16 protein-coding genes and 1 tRNA gene are annotated in these 20,554 nt (G+C 74.1%); 7 read left to right on the top strand and 10 right to left on the bottom strand.

Going from position 1 to position 20,554, the window contains the following annotated elements:
* Window positions 1-4 precede the first annotated feature (4 nt).
* Complete coding sequence (locus K8Z61_RS08880) at window positions 5-568, top strand: hypothetical protein (RefSeq protein WP_224128592.1); 564 nt, start codon at window positions 5-7, stop codon at window positions 566-568.
* A 40-nt stretch (window positions 569-608) separates the two neighbouring features.
* Here K8Z61_RS08880 and K8Z61_RS08875 read toward each other — a convergent pair whose 3' ends face one another.
* The 3 genes from K8Z61_RS08875 to K8Z61_RS08865 are packed head-to-tail and all read right to left on the bottom strand — an operon-like array spanning window position 609 to window position 5,234.
* Entirely contained in the window at window positions 609-1,868 is a 1,260-nt protein-coding gene (locus K8Z61_RS08875) for a DUF4032 domain-containing protein (protein WP_224128591.1), read from the bottom strand.
* Window positions 1,869-1,899: 31 nt separating this feature from the next.
* Window positions 1,900-3,288 carry an FAD-binding oxidoreductase gene (locus tag K8Z61_RS08870; protein WP_224128590.1) on the bottom strand — a complete coding sequence of 463 codons (1,389 nt, stop codon included), beginning with the start codon at window positions 3,286-3,288 and terminating at the stop codon, window positions 1,900-1,902.
* A gap of 44 nt (window positions 3,289-3,332) precedes the next feature.
* On the bottom strand, window positions 3,333-5,234 hold the full coding sequence (locus tag K8Z61_RS08865) for a glycoside hydrolase family 13 protein (RefSeq protein ID WP_224128589.1): 1,902 nt from the start codon (window positions 5,232-5,234) through the stop codon (window positions 3,333-3,335).
* Between the two features lie 76 nt (window positions 5,235-5,310).
* On the opposite strand from K8Z61_RS08865, the gene K8Z61_RS08860 reads away from it, so the two are divergent.
* The 3 genes from K8Z61_RS08860 to K8Z61_RS08850 all read left to right on the top strand — a co-directional run bounded on the left by K8Z61_RS08860 (window position 5,311) and on the right by K8Z61_RS08850 (window position 7,711).
* A complete protein-coding gene (locus tag K8Z61_RS08860; RefSeq protein ID WP_224128587.1) occupies window positions 5,311-6,018 on the top strand; it encodes an SDR family NAD(P)-dependent oxidoreductase in 708 nt (235 codons plus the stop codon).
* Window positions 6,019-6,147: 129 nt separating this feature from the next.
* Entirely contained in the window at window positions 6,148-7,557 is a 1,410-nt protein-coding gene (locus tag K8Z61_RS08855) for a dicarboxylate/amino acid:cation symporter (protein ID WP_224128585.1), read from the top strand.
* An 81-nt stretch (window positions 7,558-7,638) separates the two neighbouring features.
* Window positions 7,639-7,711, top strand: a tRNA-Thr gene (locus K8Z61_RS08850).
* Between the two features lie 15 nt (window positions 7,712-7,726).
* Here the strand turns inward: K8Z61_RS08850 and pdxY are convergent.
* Window positions 7,727-8,602, bottom strand: coding sequence for a pyridoxal kinase PdxY (pdxY, locus tag K8Z61_RS08845; RefSeq protein ID WP_224128583.1), 876 nt, complete (start codon window positions 8,600-8,602; stop codon window positions 7,727-7,729).
* A gap of 272 nt (window positions 8,603-8,874) precedes the next feature.
* Here pdxY and K8Z61_RS08840 point away from each other — a divergent pair, with 272 nt between their 5' ends.
* Window positions 8,875-10,506, top strand: coding sequence for a GMC family oxidoreductase (locus K8Z61_RS08840; RefSeq protein WP_224128581.1), 1,632 nt, complete (start codon window positions 8,875-8,877; stop codon window positions 10,504-10,506).
* Window positions 10,503-12,086 (top strand): succinic semialdehyde dehydrogenase, encoded by a 1,584-nt coding sequence (locus tag K8Z61_RS08835; protein WP_224128578.1) that lies wholly within the window; start codon window positions 10,503-10,505, stop codon window positions 12,084-12,086. The genes K8Z61_RS08840 and K8Z61_RS08835 overlap by 4 nt, the downstream gene beginning before the upstream one ends.
* Before the next feature lie 26 nt (window positions 12,087-12,112).
* Here the strand turns inward: K8Z61_RS08835 and K8Z61_RS08830 are convergent, their stop codons facing one another.
* From K8Z61_RS08830 to K8Z61_RS08810, 5 genes are all read right to left on the bottom strand, one after another.
* Window positions 12,113-12,895 carry a dioxygenase gene (locus tag K8Z61_RS08830; protein WP_224128576.1) on the bottom strand — a complete coding sequence of 261 codons (783 nt, stop codon included), beginning with the start codon at window positions 12,893-12,895 and terminating at the stop codon, window positions 12,113-12,115.
* A gap of 29 nt (window positions 12,896-12,924) precedes the next feature.
* Window positions 12,925-13,617 (bottom strand): uracil-DNA glycosylase, encoded by a 693-nt coding sequence (locus K8Z61_RS08825; protein WP_224128574.1) that lies wholly within the window; start codon window positions 13,615-13,617, stop codon window positions 12,925-12,927.
* 248 nt (window positions 13,618-13,865) lie between these two features.
* On the bottom strand, window positions 13,866-15,374 hold the full coding sequence (locus K8Z61_RS08820) for an SDR family NAD(P)-dependent oxidoreductase (protein ID WP_224128571.1): 1,509 nt from the start codon (window positions 15,372-15,374) through the stop codon (window positions 13,866-13,868).
* A 28-nt stretch (window positions 15,375-15,402) separates the two neighbouring features.
* Window positions 15,403-16,479 carry an SMP-30/gluconolactonase/LRE family protein gene (locus K8Z61_RS08815; protein WP_224128569.1) on the bottom strand — a complete coding sequence of 359 codons (1,077 nt, stop codon included), beginning with the start codon at window positions 16,477-16,479 and terminating at the stop codon, window positions 15,403-15,405.
* Window positions 16,476-18,002, bottom strand: a complete 1,527-nt coding sequence (locus tag K8Z61_RS08810; RefSeq protein WP_224128567.1) for an FAD-dependent oxidoreductase — start codon at window positions 18,000-18,002, stop codon at window positions 16,476-16,478. Before K8Z61_RS08810 ends, K8Z61_RS08815 begins: the two co-directional genes overlap by 4 nt.
* A gap of 126 nt (window positions 18,003-18,128) precedes the next feature.
* Between K8Z61_RS08810 and K8Z61_RS08805 the strand changes: the two genes are divergently transcribed.
* Window positions 18,129-19,298: a zinc-binding dehydrogenase gene (locus tag K8Z61_RS08805; RefSeq protein WP_224128565.1), complete on the top strand. Its 1,170-nt coding sequence runs from the start codon at window positions 18,129-18,131 to the stop codon at window positions 19,296-19,298.
* 19 nt (window positions 19,299-19,317) lie between these two features.
* On the opposite strand, the gene K8Z61_RS08800 is transcribed toward K8Z61_RS08805, so the two are convergent.
* Window positions 19,318-20,496, bottom strand: a complete 1,179-nt coding sequence (locus K8Z61_RS08800; RefSeq protein ID WP_224128563.1) for an alpha/beta fold hydrolase — start codon at window positions 20,494-20,496, stop codon at window positions 19,318-19,320.
* Window positions 20,497-20,554 lie beyond the last annotated feature (58 nt).

Here is a 20,554-nt window from a genome sequence, read left to right as displayed (position 1 = left end):
CGACATGACCGCGATCCCCACCCCCGAGCGCGCCAGCGGCTCCCGCCTGGGCGCCGGCGCCCCGCTGCCCCGTGCGGGCGAGCGCTCCAGCAACGGCGTCGCCCCGCTGAAGGGCGCCCAGAGCGCGCTGCTCCAGGTGGTGCTCTTCTGGGCCGGCGCGATCCTCCTGCCGCTCGGTCTCGTGGTGATCGTGCTGGGCTGGTACGGCGCCGCGAACACCGCCTACCAGTACGACCAGCTCTCCTACCTGGTCTCCGGCGGCCTGCTCGGTCTGGGCCTGACGTTCGCCGGCGGGTTCCTGTACTTCGGCGCGTGGCTCGCCCGGATCGCCGAGGACGGCCGGGAGTCGTCCAAGCGGCTCGCCGACACCCTGCTGGTGCTGGCCGACATCACCTCCCGCTCCGCGGCGCTCGGGGAGCAGGGCGTCGACGCCGGCGCCCTGCGCGTGGTCGCCGGCGATAACCAGACCGTCCACCGGCGCGACTGCGCGCTGATCGCCCACCGGCAGGACCTCCACCCGGCGGGCGAGGGCCTCGGCCTGGTCGAGTGCCGGGTCTGCCGCCCCTGACGTCGCACGGCACGCTCCGACCGGCGGCGCGGATCGCGCGTCAGCCCGGCGGCTCGGCGGCGATCGACTCGACCGGACGCTGCACCAGGTAGCGGTCGACGTAGTCGCGGGCGGTCTCGAAGAGGTCGACCTCGCGTCCCGCGCGCTCGGAGAGGAACCACCGGTGCACCAGCACCTCGTGGAACAGCTCCGCCGGCTCCCGGCGGCCGTCGGCCTGCGGCGGCACCAGCGCGACGAAGGGCTCCCACACCTCGCGTCGCCAGCGCTCGGCCACCACGCGCCGGTCGAGGCCGGCGAGGTCGAAGGTGGCGGTGAAGGCGGCCAGGTCGTGCAGCAGCCGCCGCGCCTGCCCGTCCTCGACGACCAGGCCGGTGAGCTCCTGCAGCTCGCGGGCGTGGTGCCCCAGCTCGACGACCCGGGGCCGGATGCGGACGGTGTCGCCCCCGATGTCGGTGACGACGTCGAGCTCCTCGACGTCGAAGCCGAGATCGCCGAGGCGCTCCAGCCGCTGCTCGATGCGCCACATCTCGGTGGAGGAGAACTCCTCGACGTCGGTCAGCTCCGACCACAGCTCGGCGTAGCGACGCTGCAGCAGCTCGACCAGCTCGGCGCCGTCGACGTCGGCGTCCACCGCGCCGCTGGCCTGGAGGTCCATGAGCTCGGCGAACACGTTCTCGCAGCCGAGGTCGAGGTCGTAGGCCCGCAGGGGATCCGACAGCGCCTGCTTGAGCTCGCTGGTCTCGGCGTCGACGAGGTAGGCGGCGAACGCGCCGGCGTCACGGCGGAAGAGGACGTTGGAGAGCGAGACGTCGCCCCAGAAGAGGTCGGCCAGGTGCAGCCGCACGAGCAGCACCACCAGCGCGTCGACCAGCAGGGTCAGCTGCTCGGCGGTGCCGCCGTTGCTGAACACGGTGCGGTAGGGCAGCGAGTGGCGCAGGTGCTCGGTGACCAGCGCGGCCGGCAGCGGCGCGCCGGCCGCGTCGAGCCGTCCGGTGACGACGGCCTGCGGGACGACGGCCGGCAGCCCGAGGCGGTGCAGGTCGCGCAGGGTGCGGTGCTCGCGCAGGGCGTTGGGCTCGGTGGTCTCCTTGACCGCCAGCACCTGCTCGCCGACGCGCACGATCCGCACCACGTGGCGCGACAGGCCGCGGGGGAGCGGCACGACGACCCGCTCGTCCCACTCCTCCAGCGGCACGTGCCAGGGCAGGCCCCACAGGCGCGGGTCGGGACGGTGGGCGAGGATCCGCAGGCCGGCGGGCTCCGTGCCGGCCGGCGCGGCCGCGTCGTCCTCGTGCGCCATGGCCGGAGCGTAGGGCGCGCGGCGGCGGCTGTCAGGCCGGCAGGGACGATCCGGGGTTCATCAGGCCGAGCGGGTCGAAGGCGGCCCGCACCTGCTGCATCAGCCGCAGGGCGACGGGGTCGAGCTGGCGGGCCAGGTAGGGGAGCTTGAGCCGGCCGATGCCGTGCTCGCCCGAGAGCGTGCCGCCCAGCGCGAGGGTCTCCTCGACGACGTCGTCGAAGGCGGACTGGGCGAGGACGCGCGCCGCGGGGGTGTCGTGCTCGACCAGGATCACCGGGTGCAGGTTGCCGTCGGCGGCGTGTCCGAAGGTGCCGATCGTGACGCCGCGCCGCTCGGCGACCCCGGCGATCGCGGCGATCAGCGCGGGCAGGCGCGAGACGTCGACCGCGACGTCCTCCAGCAGCGGCAGGCCGCGTCGCTCGAACGCCTCGTAGGCCAGGCGCCGTGCCTGCAGGAGCGCCCGGGCCTCGTCGGGCTCGGTCGTCGCGTACACCTCGGTGGCGCCGGCGGCGCGGCACACGTCCTCGACGCCCGCCGGGCCCGCAGCGCCGGCGCCGTCGGCCTCCTCGGGCAGCTGGACGAGCACCAGCGCCGCGGCCTCGACGTCGAGGCCGAGGTGCGCGAGCTCCTCGACCGCGCGGATCGTGGTGGCGTCCATGATCTCCAGCAGCACCGGCGGCTCGGGGCGGTCGCGCAGCGCCAGCACGACGTCGCCGGCCGCGGCCAGGCTCGGCAGGCTCGCGACGACGGTGACCAGCCGGTCGGGGCCGCGGGTCAGGGCCAGGGTCGCGCCCGTGACGACGCCGAGCGTGCCCTCGGAGCCGACGAGCAGGCTCACCAGGTCGAGCCCCGCGACGCTCTTCGGCGCGGTGTGGCCCACGCGCAGCGCCTCGCCCCCGGGCAGGACGACGTCGAGCTCGCGCACCCAGTCGCGCGTCACGCCGTACCGCACGCAGCACAGCCCGCCCGCGTTGGTGGCGACGTTGCCGCCGATGCTGCAGAACGCCGAGCTCGCGGGGTCGGGCGGGTACAGGAGCCCGACGCCCGCCGCCGCCTGCTTGACCTCGCCGTTGAGCGTGCCGGCGCCGACGCGGACCAGCCGGTCGTCGACGTCGAGCCGGGGCTCGGGCCGCAGGCGGTGGGTCGAGAGCACCAGGCAGCCGTCGACCGCGTTCGCCGCGCCCGTCAACCCGGATCCCGCGCCGCGCGGCACCACCGGCACCCGGTGCTCGGCCGCCAGCTCGAGCACGTGCCGCACGCCGTCGACGTCGCCCGGCGCCACCATCGCCAGCGGCGCGCCGTGGGCCAGCCACGGCGCGCGGTCGTGGCTGTAGGCGGCAAGCACGTCGGCGTCGGTGGCCAGGGGCACGTCGGTCCCCAGCCGGCCGCGCAGGGCCGCGACGATCGGGTGGGTGGGCATGGGGTCAGTGTGGCGCGGGGGTGGGGGCGGCGGCGGCGCCAGTTTCATCGGTCAGCCGACGAAACTTCCCAGGCCTCGCTCTCCGACGCCCGCCACACCGACACCCCCACGCCCCCGGCCGGCAGCGTGACGACGCCGTCGACCGCGTCGAGCGGGGCCGGAGTGGCCTCGGTGCCGAGCACGGGCTCCCACGCGGACGCGCCGAGCGGCCCTGCCGGCAGGTCGACGGCCTCGCCGGGAGCACGGCGGGCCAGCACGAGCAGGGTGCCGGACGGGTGCTCGCGCAGGAACGCGATCGCGTCGTCCTCGGCCAGCGCCCACCGCAGCCCGCCCCACACCAGGGCCGGGTGCTCGCGCCGGGCGGTGGCGAGCGCGGCGTAGGCGTCGAGCGTGGCGAGGTCCCACGTCTCGGGACGGTGCCACGGCATGGGCCGCCGGGAGTCCTCCCCGAGCACGCCCTCGAGGCCGAGCTCGTCGCCGGCGAAGACCATCGGGACGCCCGGCAGCGTGAACTGCAGCCCGGCCGCGACCCGCTGCCGCGGCCCGGAGCCGGTCAGGGTGCGGATGCGGGCGGAGTCGTGCGAGCCGAGGATGCTCCACGACTGCGCGGTGGCCCGGAAGCCGTACCGGGCGGCCCACTCGCGCAGCGTCCGCACCACCAGGCCGCCGGGACGCACGGCCACCGGCAGCGGACGGCCGAAGGCGCGGGCGGGGGAGTCGGGGTCGCGCAGCCACGACCACACCGGCCAGGAGAACCCGGAGTAGTTCATCGTCCCGTGCCAGCCGTCGCCGTCGACGTCGCCCGAGGCGTCGTGGTTGTGCTCGCCGATCACCCAGGCGTCGGGACGCTCGGCGGTGGCGGTCGCGCGCACCGCGCGGGCGACGTCGTGGTTGACGTCGAGCGCCCCGAGCCGTCCGGTCATGTTGGCCACGTCGATGCGCCAGCCGTCGACCTCGAAGGGCGGACGCAGCCAGCGCGCGACCACCGACTCGTGCCCCTCGACCATCGCGGCCCGCAGACCGGGGTCGGCCAGGTTGAGCTTCGGCAGGGTGTGGTGGCCCATCCAGGTCTCGTAGCCGCCGTCGTCGCGCAGGTGGTACCAGGTGCGCGTCGGCCCGCCCTCGCGCGCGGTGCGGAACCACTCGTGGGTGTCGCCGGTGTGGTTGGTCGTCAGGTCGCCGAGCAGCCGCCAGCCGCGGGCGTGGACGGCCTGCGCGAGCCGGGCGTAGGCCTCGTCGCCGCCGAGCAGCGGGTCGACGCCGTCGAAGGTCGAGGCGTTGTAGCGGTGGTTGGACTCCCCGGGGAAGACCGGCGTCGTGTAGAGCACGGTGGCGCCGACGCGGTCGAGGTGGTCGAGGTGCTCGACGAGGCCGTCGAGGTCGCCGCCGAAGTACTGCAGCGGCGTGCGCGGGTCGGAGCCCTCGAAGACGACCGTGTCGTCCCACGCGGCCGGGACGGCCCACGGCGGGACGGGCCGCTCGTCGGCCGCGGCGGAGCGGGCGAACCGGTCGGGGAAGACCTGGTAGACGATCGCCTCGCGACCCCAGGCCGGCGCCGGCTCGTGGGTCGTGACGACGAAGTCGTGCGCGTCGGGCGGGTCGTGCGGGACGACGCCCGCCGCCGTCAGCCACTCCTGCCGTGCTCCGCCGTCGAAGGACAGCAGGAACCGGTAGTGCGTCACCGGGTTGTGCACCGGCAGGCGTCCCTCCCACCACACGACGTGCTCGTCGCGGGCAGTCTCCGCGCAGCCGTGGAAGACCGGCTCGGCGTCGTAGGTCGTGCGCAGCCAGATCGCCTCGGGGGCGCGGCCGGGCGCCGCGGACGTGCGCACCCGCACGGTGACGACGTCCTCGAGCGCCGGCGCGTCGTCGGAGAGGTGCAGCGGCGAGCCGTCGTGGTGCGGCTCGTCCAGCAGGTGGGGCGGCTCGGGCGGCTCGGGCGGCATGGGCGTCACTGTGCCCGATCGTCCGGCGCGGGCGCGGCGGTTGTGGCGGAGTTAGAACGTGTTCTAGGTTCCGGGCATGACCCGCACCGTCGTCATCACCGGCGCCGCCTCCGGCATCGGCCACGCCACCGCAGCCGCCTTCCGCGACCTCGGCGACGCCGTCTTCGGCCTCGACGTCGCCCCGACCGTGCCCGACGGCGTCACCTACGTCGAGTGCGACGTCTCGTCGAAGGCCGCCGTCGACGCCGCCCTCGCCCGCTGCGCGGAGACCGGACGCATCGACGTGCTCGCCAACGTCGCCGGCGTCGTGCAGTTCGGCCACGTCGCCGACATCACCGAGGCCGAGTGGGACCGCGTCCACGCCATCGACCTCAAGGGCCCCTTCCTCACGATCCAGGCCGCGCTGCCGCACCTGCTCGCCAGTCGCGGGTGCGTGGTCAACGTCTCGAGCGTCGCCGGCAACAAGCCGCAGCCGTACGCCGCCGCCTACGCCGCGGCCAAGGGCGGGCTGACCATGCTCACCCGCTCGCTGGCCCTCGAGCTCTCCCCGCACGGCGTCCGGGTCAACGCCGTGTGCCCGGGCACCGTCGACACCCCGATCGTCAGCCACGTGGCCTCGATCTTCCCGCCCGACCTCGACGCCCGGGTGGCCGATCGACTCCTGATGATGCTGCCCGGCCCGGCGATCACCCCTGCCGAGCTGGCCTCCTCGATCGTCTACCTGGCCTCCGACGCCGCCCGCATGGTCACCGGCACCGTGCTCGCCTTCGACGGCGGCATGTGACGCCCGCCCAGGCCGTGGCTCGGCTCACGGGACCGCCGCGCGGGTGGACGGAATCCTGACGCGGCGGGGCGCGTTGTCGCCAGGTGGCCTGGACTAGACCAGTCCGGCCCCTGATCGGAAGGACCCCTCGTGAGCGCACACCCCGCCTCCGACGCCCCGCTCGACCCGCGTGACACGACGGACCAGAGCGGCCCGTCGTCCCCCTCCGGCTCCCGGCGACGTCTGCCGCACGTCCCGTTCTGGGCCCAGATCCTCGCCGGCCTCGTCCTCGGCGCCGCGCTCGGCGCCGTCGTCCGGGTCTACGACGTCGGGTGGCTCGGACAGACCCTCGACACCCTGGGCAGCACGTTCGTCTCGCTGCTGCGCACCGTGGTCGTGCCGCTGGTCTTCTTCGCGATCGTGGTGAGCATCGCGCGGCTGCGCGAGGTCTCCAACGCCGCGCGCCTGGCCGCGCAGACGCTGCTGTGGTTCGCGATCACGGCCGCGATCGCGGTGACGATCGGCCTGGCCATCGGCCTGCTCACCGACCCCGGCCTGCGCACCAGCGTGTCCCGTGACGCCGCGGCCGCGCCGAGCGGCTCGGGCTCCTGGACCGACTTCCTCGCCGGCCTCGTCCCGGACAACTTCCTCGGCCTCTCCGCCAGCCCGGACGGCTCGGGCGGCGTCTCGGTGGAGTTCAACGTGCTCCAGATCGTCGTCGTCGGCCTGCTGGTCGGCGCGGCCATCCTGAAGACCGGCGAGAAGGCCGAGCCGTTCCTGGCGATCTCGGAGTCGTTCCTCTCGGTCGTCCAGACCGTCCTGTGGTGGATCATCCGGCTCTCGCCGATCGGCACCCTGGGCCTGATCGGCACCGCCGTGGCCAGCTACGGCTTCGACGCGATCGGCCCGCTGGCGGTCTTCACCGTCGACGTGTACGTCGGCTGCGCGATCGTCCTGCTGGTCGTCTACCCGGTGCTGCTGCGCGCGCACGGCCTCAACCCGCTGCGCTTCTTCGCCGGCGCCTGGCCGGCCCTGCAGCTGGCGTTCGTCTCGCGCTCGTCGGTCGGCACCATGCCGGTCACGCAGTACGTGACCACCCGCAACCTCGGGGTCCCGCGCGAGTACGCCTCCTTCGCCGTGCCGCTCGGCTCGACGACGAAGATGGACGGCTGCGCCGCGATCTACCCGGCGCTCGCGGCGATCTTCGTGGCGCAGTTCTTCGGCGTCGACCTCGGCTTCTCCGACTACCTGCTGATCGCGTTCGTCTCGGTCGTCGGCTCGGCCGCCACCGCCGGCCTCACCGGTGCCGTCGTCATGCTGACGCTGACCCTCACCACGCTGGGCCTGCCGTTGGAGGGCGTCGGCCTGCTGCTGGCCGTCGACCCGATCCTGGACATGATGCGCACCATGACGAACGTCGCCGGTCAGGCGCTCGTACCGACCATCGTGGCCGCCCGCGAGGGCATCCTCGACCGCGAGGTCTACGACCGGCCGGCCGCCGGCGACCCCGTCGCCGACCCGGGTCTGCTGGCCGACGAGCGCGAGCTCGCCACCGTCTGAGCCGGCCGTCGCCCTGACGCAGGACCGCGGGCCGCGCCGACTACGATCGGCGCGGCCCGCGGCGCTTCCTGCCGCGGTCCGGCCGCGTTAGCTCAGTTGGCAGAGCATCCGCCTTGTAAGCGGAATGTCGGGAGTTCGATCCTCCCACGCGGCTCCGATCACCAGGAGCTCAGCGCACCCGCCGCGGCTCGAACGTCGTCGGCGGCGCGGCGATCGCGTCCTGCGCCTCGACGAGGCGGATCTCCCGCGTGCCGGCGCCGATGGTGGCCTCGAGCACGGCGAACACCGACGAGGTCGTGCGGGCCAGCGCCCGCTCCGGTGAGCCGGTGTCGTGCAGGTGCGCCAGGTAGAGCGCGGCCGTCACGTCGCCGCAGCCGTTGGGGCTGATCGGCAGCAGCGGCGTGGTGACGGCCCAGGCCCCGGCGTCGGAGACCGCCAGCACCTCCAGGTGGCCGTCGGGCACCTCGTCGTGCAGCACCGAGGTGACGAGGACGTCGCGCGGCCCCCGCGCCCGCACGGCGTCGACCGCCGCGAGCACCTCCGCGCGGGTGCGGCTGCCGCCGGCGCCCTCGGGCGAGCGCTCGACGCCCGCGAGGAAGTCGAGCTCGAAGTGGTTGGGGGTGATCACGTCGGCCTGCGGCACCACGACGTCGCGCAGGAACTCCGGGATGCCGGGCCGGACGAACATGCCACGCCCCACGTCGCCCATCACGGGGTCGCAGCAGTAGAGCGCGTCCGGGCTCAGCGACTTCACCTGCGCCACGGCGTCGACGATGACCTGCCCGACCGCGGGGTCGCCCTGGTAGCCCGACAGCACGGCGTCCGCGGTGCCGAGCACGCCCCGGTCGGCGATGCCGGCGATCACCTCGCGCACGTCGGCGGGGTCGAGCACCGGACCCCGCCACGCGCCGTAGCCGGTGTGGTTGGAGAAGTGCACGGTCAGCACCGGCCAGACCTCGTGGCCGAGTCGCTGCAGCGGGAAGGTCGCCGCCGAGTTGCCGACGTGGCCGTAGGCCACCGAGGACTGGATGGACAGGATGCGCATCCGGTCATTGTCGGGGCTGGTCGCTGCTCGGGGCGCGGTGGTGGGGCGGCGGTCCCGCCAGTTTCATCGGTCGGCCGATGAAACTGGCGGTTGCACGCTGAAACTTCATCGTCCCAGCGACAGTTTCATCGGTCAGCCGATGAAACTCCCACGGCCCGCCGATCCAAAACTAGAACCTGTTCCACAACTGGCCCGATCTGCCCTAGTGTGGCCCCCGACACATCCCCCGACTCGCCCCCGAGTCACCCCCCGGGCACGCAACGAGGATCGCCATGGCCAAGAAGACCCTGTCCCACGAGGCCGACTACGTCGTCGTCGGCTCCGGCAGCTCCGGTGCGACGATCGCCGGCCGCCTGGCCGAGTCGGGCGCGAGCGTCATCGTGCTCGAGGCCGGCAAGAGCGACGAGCAGTTCCTCGTCAAGAAGCCCGGCATGATCGGCCCGATGCACGCGGTGCCGCAGCTCAAGCGCACCGTCGACTGGGGCTTCTACTCGGTGCCGCAGAAGCACATCCTCGACCGCAAGATGCCCGTGCCGCGCGGCAAGGTGCTCGGCGGGTCGAGCTCGATCAACGGCATGGTCTACGTGCGCGGCAACCGGGCGAACTTCGACTCCTGGGCCGCGGAGGGCAACGAGGGCTGGGACGCCGACTCGGTCAACGCCGCCTACAAGCGGCTCGAGGACTACGAGGGCGGCGCGAACGAGTACCGCGGCGAGGGCGGCCCGATCCGCATCACGGTCAACCAGACGCCGCAGGAGGGCTCGCTGCAGTTCCTCGAGGCCACCGCCGAGGTCACCGGCTGTCGGATCCTCGACGACTACAACGGCGCCTCGCAGGAGGGCGTGGGCCGGATGCAGCAGAACGCCGCCGGCGGCCTGCGCTACTCGGCGTCCCGCGGCTACATCCACCACCTCGCGCCGCCGACCCTCGAGGTGCAGACCGAGGTGCAGGCCACCCGGGTCGTGATCGAGAACGGCCGTGCGGTGGGCGTCGAGGTGCGCGACAAGCGCGGCGGCACCCGGACGATCCGGGCCGGCAAGGAGGTCATCCTCTCCGCCGGGTTCGTCGGCTCCGCCCAGCTGCTCATGCTCTCTGGCATCGGCCACGCCCAGCACCTCAAGGACCACGGCATCCCGGTGCTCGCCGACCTCCCCGTGGGCGACAACCTGCACGACCACCTCTTCCACGCCCTGACGTTCCACACCACCGCGTCGAAGAACAAGGGGACGGCCGCCTACTTCGCCAAGGGCGTGGCCAAGGAGGTGCTGCGGCCCGGCTCGACGTTCCTCGCCAACTCGGTCTTCGAGGTGCTCGCGTTCCTGCAGACCTCGCAGGCGCAGGGCGGCGTGCCCGACCTGCAGCTGCACCTGCTCCCGTGGGCCTACCCCGCCGGCAACCAGGACGAGCCGATCCGTCACGAGGTCGACACCGTGCCGTCCCTGACCGTGCTCTCGACGCTGATCTACCCCAAGAGCCGCGGGACGCTGCGGCTGGCGTCGGCCGACCCGACGAAGGCGCCGCTCATCGACCCGCAGTACCTCGCCGAGCCCGAGGACCTCCAGCTGCTCGAGGAGGGCACCGGCCTGGTGCGCGAGATCTTCGCCAGCAAGGCCTTCAAGGGGTCGATCCTCAAGGAGGCCCACCCGGGCCCGCGGGTCACCGGCGACGAGCTGCGCCACACCATCCAGCACCGGGCCACCTCGGTCTACCACGGCGTCGGCACCTGCCGGATGGGCGTGGACGAGCTGGCCGTCGTCGACCCGCAGCTGCGGGTGCGCGGCATCGAGGGCCTGCGGGTCTGCGACGCCTCGATCATGCCGTCGATCACCGGCGGCAACACCAACGCGCCCGCCTACATGATCGGCGAGCGCGGAGCCGACCTCGTCCTGGGGAGCACCCGATGACCCTCACCCCGCAGCGTCCCGCCCTGACCCGGCCGGCCAGCGTCACCCCCGAGCTGCTGCAGCGCCTGGTCGCCCGCGTCGCCTCCGACCACAGCCGAACGCCGTGGCCGCTCACCGAGGTCTACACCGGCGAGGTGCTCGTCGAGCTGCCGCAGTCGACGCCCACCGACATCGAGCGCGCCTTCGCCGAGGCGCGCGCGGCGCAGCGCGCGTGGGCCGCGACGCCGGTCAAGCAGCGGCTCGAGGTCTTCAAGCGGGCCCACGCCCTGCTGCTCGACAACGCCCACCGCACCGCCGACCTCATCCAGGTCGAGAGCGGCAAGAACCGGCGGATGGCGATCGAGGAGACCTGCGACCCGCCGATGGTGATGAGCCACTACCTCAAGCGCGCGGAGCGGCTGCTGGCTCCGACGAAGCGCGGCGGGCCGGTGCCGTTCGTCAGCTCCTCCACCGAGATCCGCGTGCCCAAGGGCGTCGTCGGCATCATCGCGCCCTGGAACTTCCCGTTCGCCACGGGCCTCTCCGACGCGATCCCGGCGCTGATGGCCGGCAACGCCGTGGTGGTCAAGCCCGACAACAAGACCGCGCTCTCGCCGCTGTTCGGCATCTCGCTGCTCGAGCAGGCCGGCCTGCCGAAGGGGCTGTTCCAGGTCGTCTGCGGCGAGGGACCCGACGTCGGCCCGACCCTGATCGACCACGCCGACTACGTCATGTTCACCGGCTCCTCGGCCACCGGGCGGGTCATCGGCGAGCGCGCCGGGCGCAACCTGATCGGCTGCTGCCTCGAGCTCGGCGGCAAGAACCCGATGATCGTGCTCGACGACGTCGAGGTCGACGAGTGGGTGCAGGGCGCGCTGTTCGGCGTCTTCGGCAACACCGGGCAGATCTGCATGCACATCGAGCGCATCTACCTGCCCGAGAGCCGCTACGACGAGCTGAAGGCCGCGTTCGTGAAGGCCACCGAGGCCCTGCGCATCGGCGCGGCCTACGACTTCGGGCCCGACCTCGGCTCGCTCGTCTCGCCCGACCACATGGCCCGGGTGCAGGCGCACGTCGAGGACGCCGTCGCCAAGGGCGCCACGATCGTCACCGGCGGCAAGGCGCGTCCCGACCTCGGCCCGGCGTTCTTCGAGCCGACGATCCTCGAGGGCGTCACCACCGAGATGGAGTGCGGCGTCGTCGAGACCTTCGGCCCCGTGGTCGCCCTGCACCGCTACCGGACGGTCGACGAGGCGGTCGCGCTCGCCAACGACACCGAGTACGGCCTCAACGCGTCGGTCTGGGGCAAGGACCTCGACCGCGCCGAGGCCGTCGGACGCCGCATCGAGGCCGGCAACGTCAACGTCAACGACTCCCTGGCCACCGCGTTCGCCTCGAAGGGGACGCCGTCGGGCGGCGTCAAGACCTCCGGCGTCGGCGCGCGGCACGGCGACCAGGGCCTGCTGAAGTACACCGACGTGCAGAACCTCGCGGTGCTCAAGAAGCAGGTCATGGGCGCCCGGCCGGGCCAGGACTACGACGCCTACGTCAAGCAGATGCTCTCGGGCCTGCGGATGATGCGGCGGCTCGGCATCCGCTGAGCCTCCTCAGGCCCTCACAGCCCGCTTCAGGCCACCTGGAGCGAGCGCTTCGACAGGCCCATCCAGAACCCGTCGATCCGCTGCTCGCCGGGAGCCGACGGGTCGCTGGCCGCGCCGAGGGTGACGAACAGCGGGCTGTAGTGCTCGACGGTCGGGTGCGCGTACGGCAGGCCGGGCGCCAGCTCGCGGAAGTTGGCGAGGGCGTCGACGTCGCCGGCCGCGAGCGCCTCGGCGGCCCAGGCGTCGAAGTCGCGCGACCAGCCCGGCGCCTCGGCGTCGATGCGGAACTCGCGCAGGAACGGCAGGCCGTGGGTGAGGAAGCCCGAGCCGATCACGAGCACGCCCTCGTCCCGCAGCGGACGCAGGCGCGCGCCGAGCTGCAGCAGCCGCCCGGGGTCGTGGGTGGGCAGCGACATCTGCAGCACCGGGATGTCGGCATCGGGGTACATGATCCGCAGCGGCACCCACGCGCCGTGGTCGAGGCCGCGCGAGGTGTGCTGGTGCACCGGCTCGCCCGGGGGCATCATCGCGGCGATCCGGCGCGCGAGGTCCGCGGCGGCCGGCGTCCGGTAGGTCATGCGGGAGTACTTGGGGTCGAAGCCGCCGAAGTCGTAGACGAGCGGCGCGTGGTCGGCGCTGAGGGTGATCGGCGCGGACTCCCAGTGGGCGCTGACGATCAGGATGGCGGTCGGCCGCGGCAGGTCCTGCGCCCAGGCGGCCAGCTCGCCCGACCACACGGGGTCGTCGAGCAGCGGCGGGGCTCCGTGGCCGATGTACAGGGCGGGCATCGGGCCCGTGGCGTGGGTCATGGTCACCTCAAGTGGTTGAGGGTTCAATCTTATTCCGGATCGACCCGCCATGTCAGCGGTTCCGCCCCCTGCTCCACCAGGAGCGCGTTGACGCGGCTGAACGGCCGCGACCCCAGGAACCCGCGGCTCGCCGACAGCGGGGAGGGGTGCGCCGAGGCGACGTGCGGCACCGCGCCGAGCATCGGGACGAGCGACTGCGCGTCGCGTCCCCAGAGGATCGCGGCCAGGGGCCCGCCGCGCTCGACCAGCGCGCGGATCGCGCACGCGGTGACCTCCTCCCAGCCCTTCCCGCGGTGCGACGCGGGCTCGCCCGGACGCACCGTCAGCACTCGGTTGAGCAGCATGACGCCGGCGTCGGCCCACGCCGTCAGGTCGCCGTGCGGCGCCGGCTCGACGCCGAGGTCGTCGCGCAGCTCGGCGTAGATGTTGGCCAGGCTCCGCGGGATCGGCCGCACCGACCGCTCCACCGCGAAGCTCAGGCCGATCGGGTGTCCCGGCGTGGGGTAGGGGTCCTGGCCCACGATCAGCACCCGGACGTCGGCCAGCGGACGCTCGAACGCCCGGAGGATCCGCTCGCCGGCCGGCAGATACGAGCGTCCGGCCGCCAGCTCCTCGCGCAGGAACGTCCCCATCGCGCCGATCCGCTCGTCGACCGGCGCCAGCGCCTGCGCCCAGTCGGGGCTCATCAGGCCCTTCTCCACCAGGCCGGCCAGCGCGCTCATGCGGCGAGGCTAGCGGCGCGGTGATGGGCGGAGGTCTCGGCGGCTGGCCGCCGAAGCTCCGGCGGTCGGCCGCCGAACCTGTCGGTGGGCGTTCGAACCTTCGCACGCCGACCGACAGGTCTCGTCGGCCTGCGGCCCGTCCGGCGTGGTCCGGCGCGCACGAAACTGGCACCTGGACGATGAAGCTTCATCGGCCCAGTGCCAGTTTCATCGGTCGACCGATGAAACTGCCGGCCCCGCCGGCCCGCTCACCACGCCGAGACGACGTAGTCCTTCAGGAAGCAGCCGAAGAGGTCCTCGCCGGCCTCGCCCCGCACGATCGGGTCGTACACGCGGGCGGCGCCGTCGACCAGGTCGAGCGGGGCGTGCCAGCCGCCCTCGGCGTGCCGCAGCTTGTCCTGGTGGGGCCGCTCGTCGGTGATCCAGCCGGTGTCTACGGCGGTCATCAGGATCCGGTCGGTCTCGAACATCTCGCCCGCCGAGGTGCGGGTGAGCATGTTGAGGGCGGCCTTGCTCATGTTGGTGTGCGGGTGCCCCGGGCCCTTGTAGCGGCGGCCGAACTGGCCCTCCATCGCCGAGACGTTGACGACGTACGCCCGCCGGGCGCCGCCGGCGACCGCCGCCCGCATCGCCGCGCGCAGCCGCGAGACCAGCAGGAACGGGGCGGTCTGGTTGCACAGCTGCACCTCGAGCAGCTCCAGGGGGTCGACCTGGTCGACGACGTGCGTCCAGGAGTTCGTGGTCTGCAGGTCGGGGAGCAGGCCGCCGGCGTCGACCGCGGTGCCGTCGCGGTGCGCGGCGAGCGAGGCCGAGCCGGCCTGGAGCGCCAGGGCGGTGAGCGACGCCGCGGTGTGGTGGGCCAGCGCCGACGCCTCCGACTCCCCGTCGTGGTGGGGCACGGCCTGGGTGGACAGCGCGCCGGCGAGCGCGGCGGGGTGGGCCTCGGAGACGCGGTCGAAGGTGAGCATCTCGGGCAGCCGGACGCCGGTCGGCAGCGGCGCGGACTCCGCCTCCACCAGCCGCGCGTAGGCGCCGGGGCTGCGGCGCACGGTCTGGCAGGCGTTGTTGATCAGGATGTCCAGCGGACCGTCGGCGGCGACCTCGTCGGCCAGCGAGATCACCTGCGCCGGGTCGCGCAGGTCGATGCCGACGATCGTGAGCCGGTCGATCCAGTCCTCCGCGTCCGGCAGCCCGGCGAAGCGCCGCATCGCGTCGTGGGGGAAGCGGGTGGTGATGGTGGTGCGGGCGCCGTCGCGCAGCAGCCGCAGCGCGATGTGCATGCCGATCTTGGCCCGGCCGCCGGTCAGCAGCGCGCGGCGTCCGGTGAGGTCGGTGCGCTGGTCGCGCTTGGCGTGCGACAACGCGGCGCACGACGGGCACAGCCAGTGGTAGAAGGCGTCGACCAGCGTGTAGTCGGCCTTGCAGATGTAGCAGTCGCGCGGCTGCAGCAGCTCGCCGGCGAAGGCGCCCGGCGCGGACGAGACCAGCGGCAGGCCGGCGGTCTCGTCGTCGATGCGCAGCGCCGAGCCGGTGGCGGTGAGCTCGAGCACCGCGCGGTCGTGCGCCAGCTCGGCGTCGCGCTTGCGCCGCTTGCGGTCGGCCTTCACGGCCTTGTACATGTGCGAGGCTGCCCGCTTGACCGTCGTGACGTCCGGGTGGTCCTCGGGCAGGTGGCGCACGGCCTCGAGCACGCGCAGCGCGGCGGCGAGGTCGTCGGGGTCGAGGCCGGGCTCGGCGGGGCGGGACGCGGAGCTCACCGGCGCATCGTAGGAGCGGGGGCGCGGCTCAGTCGAAGCGAGCCGACGCCGGCACGGACGGCGGCAGGCCCGGCTCGCCGACCTCGACGTCCAGGACGCCCATGTGCGAGGCGTCGCCCGCGACCGCGGACTGGTTGGCCACCAGCACCCGGGTGCCCAGGAACGTCGCGCTGCACGGGGTGTCGAAGGGCACCGGCGAGCCGTTGTCGCCGGTCGCCGGCACCGCCGGGAAGGCGTCGAGCTCGCGGCCGTCGGCGTCGAGCTCGACGAGCCGGTTCGTCGGTCCGGCCATCGCCACGTAGACGTGGCCCGAGCGGGCGACGCCGAGCCCGTCGGGCAGGTCGCCCGGGGCGGACGTCCACAGCAGGCGCGGCCGGCCCGGCGCCCCCGTCCGCGACAGCGCGACGCGGAGGAGCCCGCCGGACGTCGGCGGGGTCGCGCCCGCGGTGCCGGGGGCCAGGGTCTGCTGGGTCACCAGGAACGCCCGCTGCGCCGGCAGGTACCGCAGGGCCGCGGTGCCGAACCCGGCGACGCCGTCCAGCGCGGGATCGCGCAGCCACGCCCGCACGACGCCGTCGGGGCGCACCCGCCAGATCACGCCGCGTGCGTAGTCGCTCACGTACAGCCCGCCGGGCGCCCAGGTCGCGTAGTTCGGCACCGAGCCGGCCGGCAGCCGCGCCACGCGTCGCCAGCGGCCGCTGCCGGGGTCGAGGGTCAGGATCGACGCGGTCGAGGTCTCCAGCACGACCAGCGCGCCGTCGCGGGTCTCGGCGGCCACCTGGACGCCGTGGTCGACGTCGCGGCGCTGGTAGCGGGCCGGCACCTCCCAGGTGCGCAGCGCCACCCCGTCGCGACTCCACTCGTGCACGCGGGAGGCCGCCGTCGAGTCCGGCACCGTGTAGGTGCCCGCGTACACCCGGCCCGAGCGGGCCACGTGCACGTACGCGGGGTGCCCGCCGGGCATCCGGGCGAAGACGCGCGTGTCCCACCGCGGTCGCTCCGCGGCGGTGCGGTCCGCGCCCACGGCCGGGACCGGCGCGCCGAGCGCGGCCGTGCCGACGAGAGCGAGCACGAGAGCCGGCACCAGGGCGACGCCGCGCCTCATCGGCGGCCCAGCACCTCGAGCGCGGCCCGCTCGCCGGAGCGGACGGCGCCGTCCATGTAGCCGCTCCAGTAGGTGGCGGTCTCGGTGCCCGCCCAGTGCACGCGACCGAACGGCTGCCGGATCGTGGAGCCGAAGGGCACCATCGTGCCCGGCGCGTGGATCGCGGTCGGGCCGCCGCCGCTCCACCGCTCGCGGGTCCAGTCGTGCTCGGTGTAGTCGATCGGCCTCAGCGCCTCGTCGCCGAACATGGCCGCGAATCCCTCGAGCACCGCGCGGCGACGCGCGGCCTTGCCCAGCGTCCCGTACTGCCGCCAGGTGGCGCCGCCGACGAAGGCCAGCAGGACGCCGGGCGCGCCGGCGCCGGGCGGGGTGTTGTCGAAGACCGCGCGGGTGGCGCCGGCGTCGCTGATGCCGAAGCCGCTCAGCCCGGCCTCACGCCAGAACGGGGTGCGGTAGACGGCGTCGCACTTCATCAGCTGGCCCATGTCGAGGTGCCGCAGCAGCTGGGTGCGACGCGCCGGCAGCCGGGGGAACCACTCGATGCCCAGCACCAGCGGCGGCGGCGCCGCGACGACCACGCGCCGCGCCCGCACCGCGCCCCGGGCCGTGTGGACGACGGCGGTGCCGTCCCGCTGCTCGATCCGGCTGACCGCGGCGTCCAGGGCCACGACGTCGCCGAGTCGCTGGGCCAGGCGCAGGGGCACGAGCTGGGAGCCGCCGACGAAGCGGCGCTCCTGCGCGCCGTTCACGGTGTCGGAGTTGCGCGAGAAGGTGCCGACGTTCTGCTCGTTGCCCGAGGCGGCGATGTACCAGAGCACGAAGAGCAGCGACATCTCGTCGGGGTCGGCGCCGAAGCCCGGCTGGGTCCAGCACTCGATCAGGCTGCCGATGCCGGCGGCGTTGACCGCGTTGCGGCGGATGAACTCGCCCAGCGACATCGCGTCCCACGCCTCGGCCTGCGGGTGCGACCAGGGGGCGGCGACGTCGATCTCGGCGGCCATCGAGTCCAGTCGCTGCAGCAGCAGCGCGGCGTCGGCGAGGATCGTCGGGTCGGGCGGCACGGTGCCGTCGTAGGTGGAGCGGCCGAGCGTCGAGGACAGGTAGACGCTCTGCCCGGTGGCGTGCTCGCGGAAGGTGTGGACGCCGAGCTCGGCGGCCAGGGCGGCGATCCGGTCCTGCGTGGGCCCGATGAACGCGCCGCCGGCCTCGATCGTGTGGGCGGCGTCGCGGCGACCGCCGAGGTGGTGGTTGAGCACCCGCCCGCCGACCCGGTCGCGGGCCTCGACGACGAGCACGGACCGGCCCGCGCGCACCAGGTCGCGGGCGGTGACGAGCCCGGCGATGCCGGCGCCGACGACGACCACGTCGACCTGCCGGGGCAGCCGGCCCTGCAGTCCGGCCGCGTGGCCCGGCGCGGCCAGTGCGCCGGTGCCGAGGGCGAGGCCGCCGGTGGTCAGTCCGGCGAGGCCGCCGAGCAGGGTGCGCCGCGAGAGCGCGGCGGACGGGGGCGTCGTCATGGTCATGCGGGGCTCCTCGGGGGTGGAGGTGATGACCGCTCAACGCCCGCCGGGGCGGCGGGTCACGCCACGCGACGTCACGGGCTCGTGACGGTCCGGTGACGGCGGCCGCCGCCTGGCTAGGGTGCGCCCATGAAGGCGACCGTCCTGCACCGAGGCCAGCTCCGCGTCGAGGAGGTGCCCGACCCCGTCCCCGGGCCGGGCCAGGTGCTGGTGGAGGTCGCGCACTGCGGCATCTGCGGCTCCGACCTGCACGCCCGCCACCACGGCGACGCGACCGCCGAGCTCGCCCGCGCCGTCGGCTACGACGACTTCCTGCGCAGCGAGCAGCACGTCGTCCTCGGGCACGAGTTCTCCGGCCGCGTGCTCGGCTACGGCCCCCGCACCCGCCGGACGTGGAAGGAGGGGCAGCCGCTCGTCGCCCTGCCGATCCTGCAGGTCGACGGCGCCCCTCAGCTCACCGGCCTCGCCGCGCCGGCACCGGGCGGCTACGCCGAGCGGGTGCTGGTGCAGGAGGCCTTCGCCCTGCCGGTGCCCGACGACGTGCCGCTCGACGTCGCCGCGCTCACCGAGCCGATGGCCGTGGCGCTGCACGCGGTGCGCCGCGGGGGCGTCGGGCGCACCGACACCGCCGTCGTCATCGGCTGCGGGCCGATCGGCCTGGCCGTCATCGCGATGCTCAAGGCGTCGGGACGCCGCACCGTCGTGGCCAGCGACCTCTCCCCGCGACGCCGCGAGCTGGCGCTGGCGTGCGGCGCCGACGTCGTCGTCGACCCCGGTGTCGAGTCGCCCTGGGAGCAGCCGGCCGCCACCCGCGGCAGCATCGCGCTGCCCGACCTGCTCACCCTCGGGCTCTCCACCACCGACCGCCTGCGGCGCGTGCCGCTCCTGCCGTGGTGGGAGGTCTTCAAGGTGGCCAACCGGCTCGGCGCGACGCCCGGCGGCCCGGTGGTCTTCGAGTGCGTCGGCGTGCCCGGCATCATCGACCAGATCGTGATGAGCGCACCCGCCCGCTCACGCGTGGTGGTCGTCGGCGTGTGCATGGAGGCCGACTCCTTCCAGCCGGCGATGGCGATCAACAAGGAGCTCGACCTGCGCTTCGCCTTCGGCTACGACCCCGGCGAGTTCGCCGAGACGCTCAGGCTGATCGCCGACGGCCGCGTCGACCCCCGCCTGCTCATCACGGGCGGCGTCGGCCTGGCGGGCGTCGACGCCGCGTTCGCCGCGCTCGGCGATCCCGAGACGCATGCCAAGATCCTCGTCGACCCCACGCTGGGCGGCGACGAGGTCGTCCCGGCCTGAGCCCGGAGGCGCCCGGCCGTCAGCGCGAGAGGGCGCGCGAGCCCTTCGAGGAGTAGCGACGCTGCGGGTTGGCGCCGATGGCGGGCTCCGCGGACGCGCCGCCGTCCGGCTCGACGCTGCCGGCGTCGCGGTCGCTGAGGTGCGCGTCGATCCACTCGTCCATGACCTGCCAGGTCGTGCCCCGGGCGGCCCGGCCGGTGAGCATGCCGAGGTGTCCGCCCGGCACGATCTCGAAGCGCACCTCCTCGGCGTTCGTCAGCAGCGGCACCATCGCCTTGACGGCCGCCACCGGCGCGATGCCGTCGGTGGAGCCCGCGAAGACCAGCGTCGGCACCGTGATGTCGGCCAGCGAGATCGTCCGGTCGTCGAGCTCGAACGTGCCGCCCACCAGCGCGTTCGCCTTGAGCATGCGGTGGTAGAGCTGCCCGAAGGTGCGGCCCGGGTAGGCGATCATGTTGGCGGTGAAGTGGTCGACCGCCTCGATCTGGGCGAGGAAGTCGGCGTCGTCGAGGTGGGTGGCCAGGGCGAGCGGCTTGGTGACGAGCTTCTGCACCGAGGAGAGCTGGAAGGCCCACTTGACCAGCGGCTTCGGCGCCCCGCCGATCAGCTGGTAGCCCTGGCTGATCGGGCCGCGGCCGTTGAAGAAGTTGAGCAGCGGTCGCAGCGGCGCGACCAGCGGCACCAGGGAGACGTCGAAGGGCGAGCCGACGATCGTCAGCGACGCGATCGGGAGGTCGGCGTCGGCCGCGGCGGCCAGGAGCGTGAAGATGCCGCCGAGGCTCCAGCCGATGACGTGCACCGGACGGCCGCCGGCGTGCTCGGAGACGGTGCGGATCGTGGTCGGGACGACCTCCTCGATCCAGTGCTCCATGCCCAGGTTGCGGTCCTTGAACGACACCTCGCCGTACTCGACGAGATAGGTCGGCCGGCCGCCGGTGACGAAGTGCTCGACCAGCGAGCAGCCGCGGCGCAGGTCGTAGCAGGACGACGGCGCGGCGAGCGGGGTGACCATCAGGACGGGGTCGCCGCTCTGCCGCGCGCCGGCCGTGGGCCGGTAGTGGTAGATCTCGCGCAGCGTGCCCTCGTCGATCAGCGTGCGCGGCATCGGACGCAGGTCGGCGAGCTTGCCGTACAGCACCTTGTGGGCGACGTTGCCGGCGGCGGCCACGACCTGGTCGGGCTTGGGGAGCAGATCCACGGAGGAAAACTACCCCGTCGCGCCACACCCGTCAGGACGGATCTGCGTCACGTCCGGG

It is taken from the genome of Nocardioides sp. TRM66260-LWL, from assembly GCF_020075545.1.
Classification (GTDB): domain Bacteria; phylum Actinomycetota; class Actinomycetes; order Propionibacteriales; family Nocardioidaceae; genus Nocardioides.
This window is presented reverse-complemented; position numbering and strand designations above follow the sequence as displayed.

What these genes read in the sequence shown, in the direction of transcription:
- K8Z61_RS08880 (WP_224128592.1), top strand. Translation starts at nt 5, where the DNA reads ATGACCGCGATCCCCACCCCCGAGCGCGCCAGCGGCTCCCGCCTGGGC.
- K8Z61_RS08875 (WP_224128591.1), bottom strand. Translation starts at nt 1,868, where the DNA reads ATGGCGCACGAGGACGACGCGGCCGCGCCGGCCGGCACGGAGCCCGCC.
- K8Z61_RS08870 (WP_224128590.1), bottom strand. Translation starts at nt 3,288, where the DNA reads ATGCCCACCCACCCGATCGTCGCGGCCCTGCGCGGCCGGCTGGGGACC.
- K8Z61_RS08865 (WP_224128589.1), bottom strand. Translation starts at nt 5,234, where the DNA reads ATGCCGCCCGAGCCGCCCGAGCCGCCCCACCTGCTGGACGAGCCGCAC.
- K8Z61_RS08860 (WP_224128587.1), top strand. Translation starts at nt 5,311, where the DNA reads ATGACCCGCACCGTCGTCATCACCGGCGCCGCCTCCGGCATCGGCCAC.
- pdxY (WP_224128583.1), bottom strand. Translation starts at nt 8,602, where the DNA reads ATGCGCATCCTGTCCATCCAGTCCTCGGTGGCCTACGGCCACGTCGGC.
- K8Z61_RS08840 (WP_224128581.1), top strand. Translation starts at nt 8,875, where the DNA reads ATGGCCAAGAAGACCCTGTCCCACGAGGCCGACTACGTCGTCGTCGGC.
- K8Z61_RS08835 (WP_224128578.1), top strand. Translation starts at nt 10,503, where the DNA reads ATGACCCTCACCCCGCAGCGTCCCGCCCTGACCCGGCCGGCCAGCGTC.
- K8Z61_RS08830 (WP_224128576.1), bottom strand. Translation starts at nt 12,895, where the DNA reads ATGACCCACGCCACGGGCCCGATGCCCGCCCTGTACATCGGCCACGGA.
- K8Z61_RS08825 (WP_224128574.1), bottom strand. Translation starts at nt 13,617, where the DNA reads ATGAGCGCGCTGGCCGGCCTGGTGGAGAAGGGCCTGATGAGCCCCGAC.
- K8Z61_RS08815 (WP_224128569.1), bottom strand. Translation starts at nt 16,479, where the DNA reads ATGAGGCGCGGCGTCGCCCTGGTGCCGGCTCTCGTGCTCGCTCTCGTC.
- K8Z61_RS08810 (WP_224128567.1), bottom strand. Translation starts at nt 18,002, where the DNA reads ATGACCATGACGACGCCCCCGTCCGCCGCGCTCTCGCGGCGCACCCTG.
- K8Z61_RS08805 (WP_224128565.1), top strand. Translation starts at nt 18,129, where the DNA reads ATGAAGGCGACCGTCCTGCACCGAGGCCAGCTCCGCGTCGAGGAGGTG.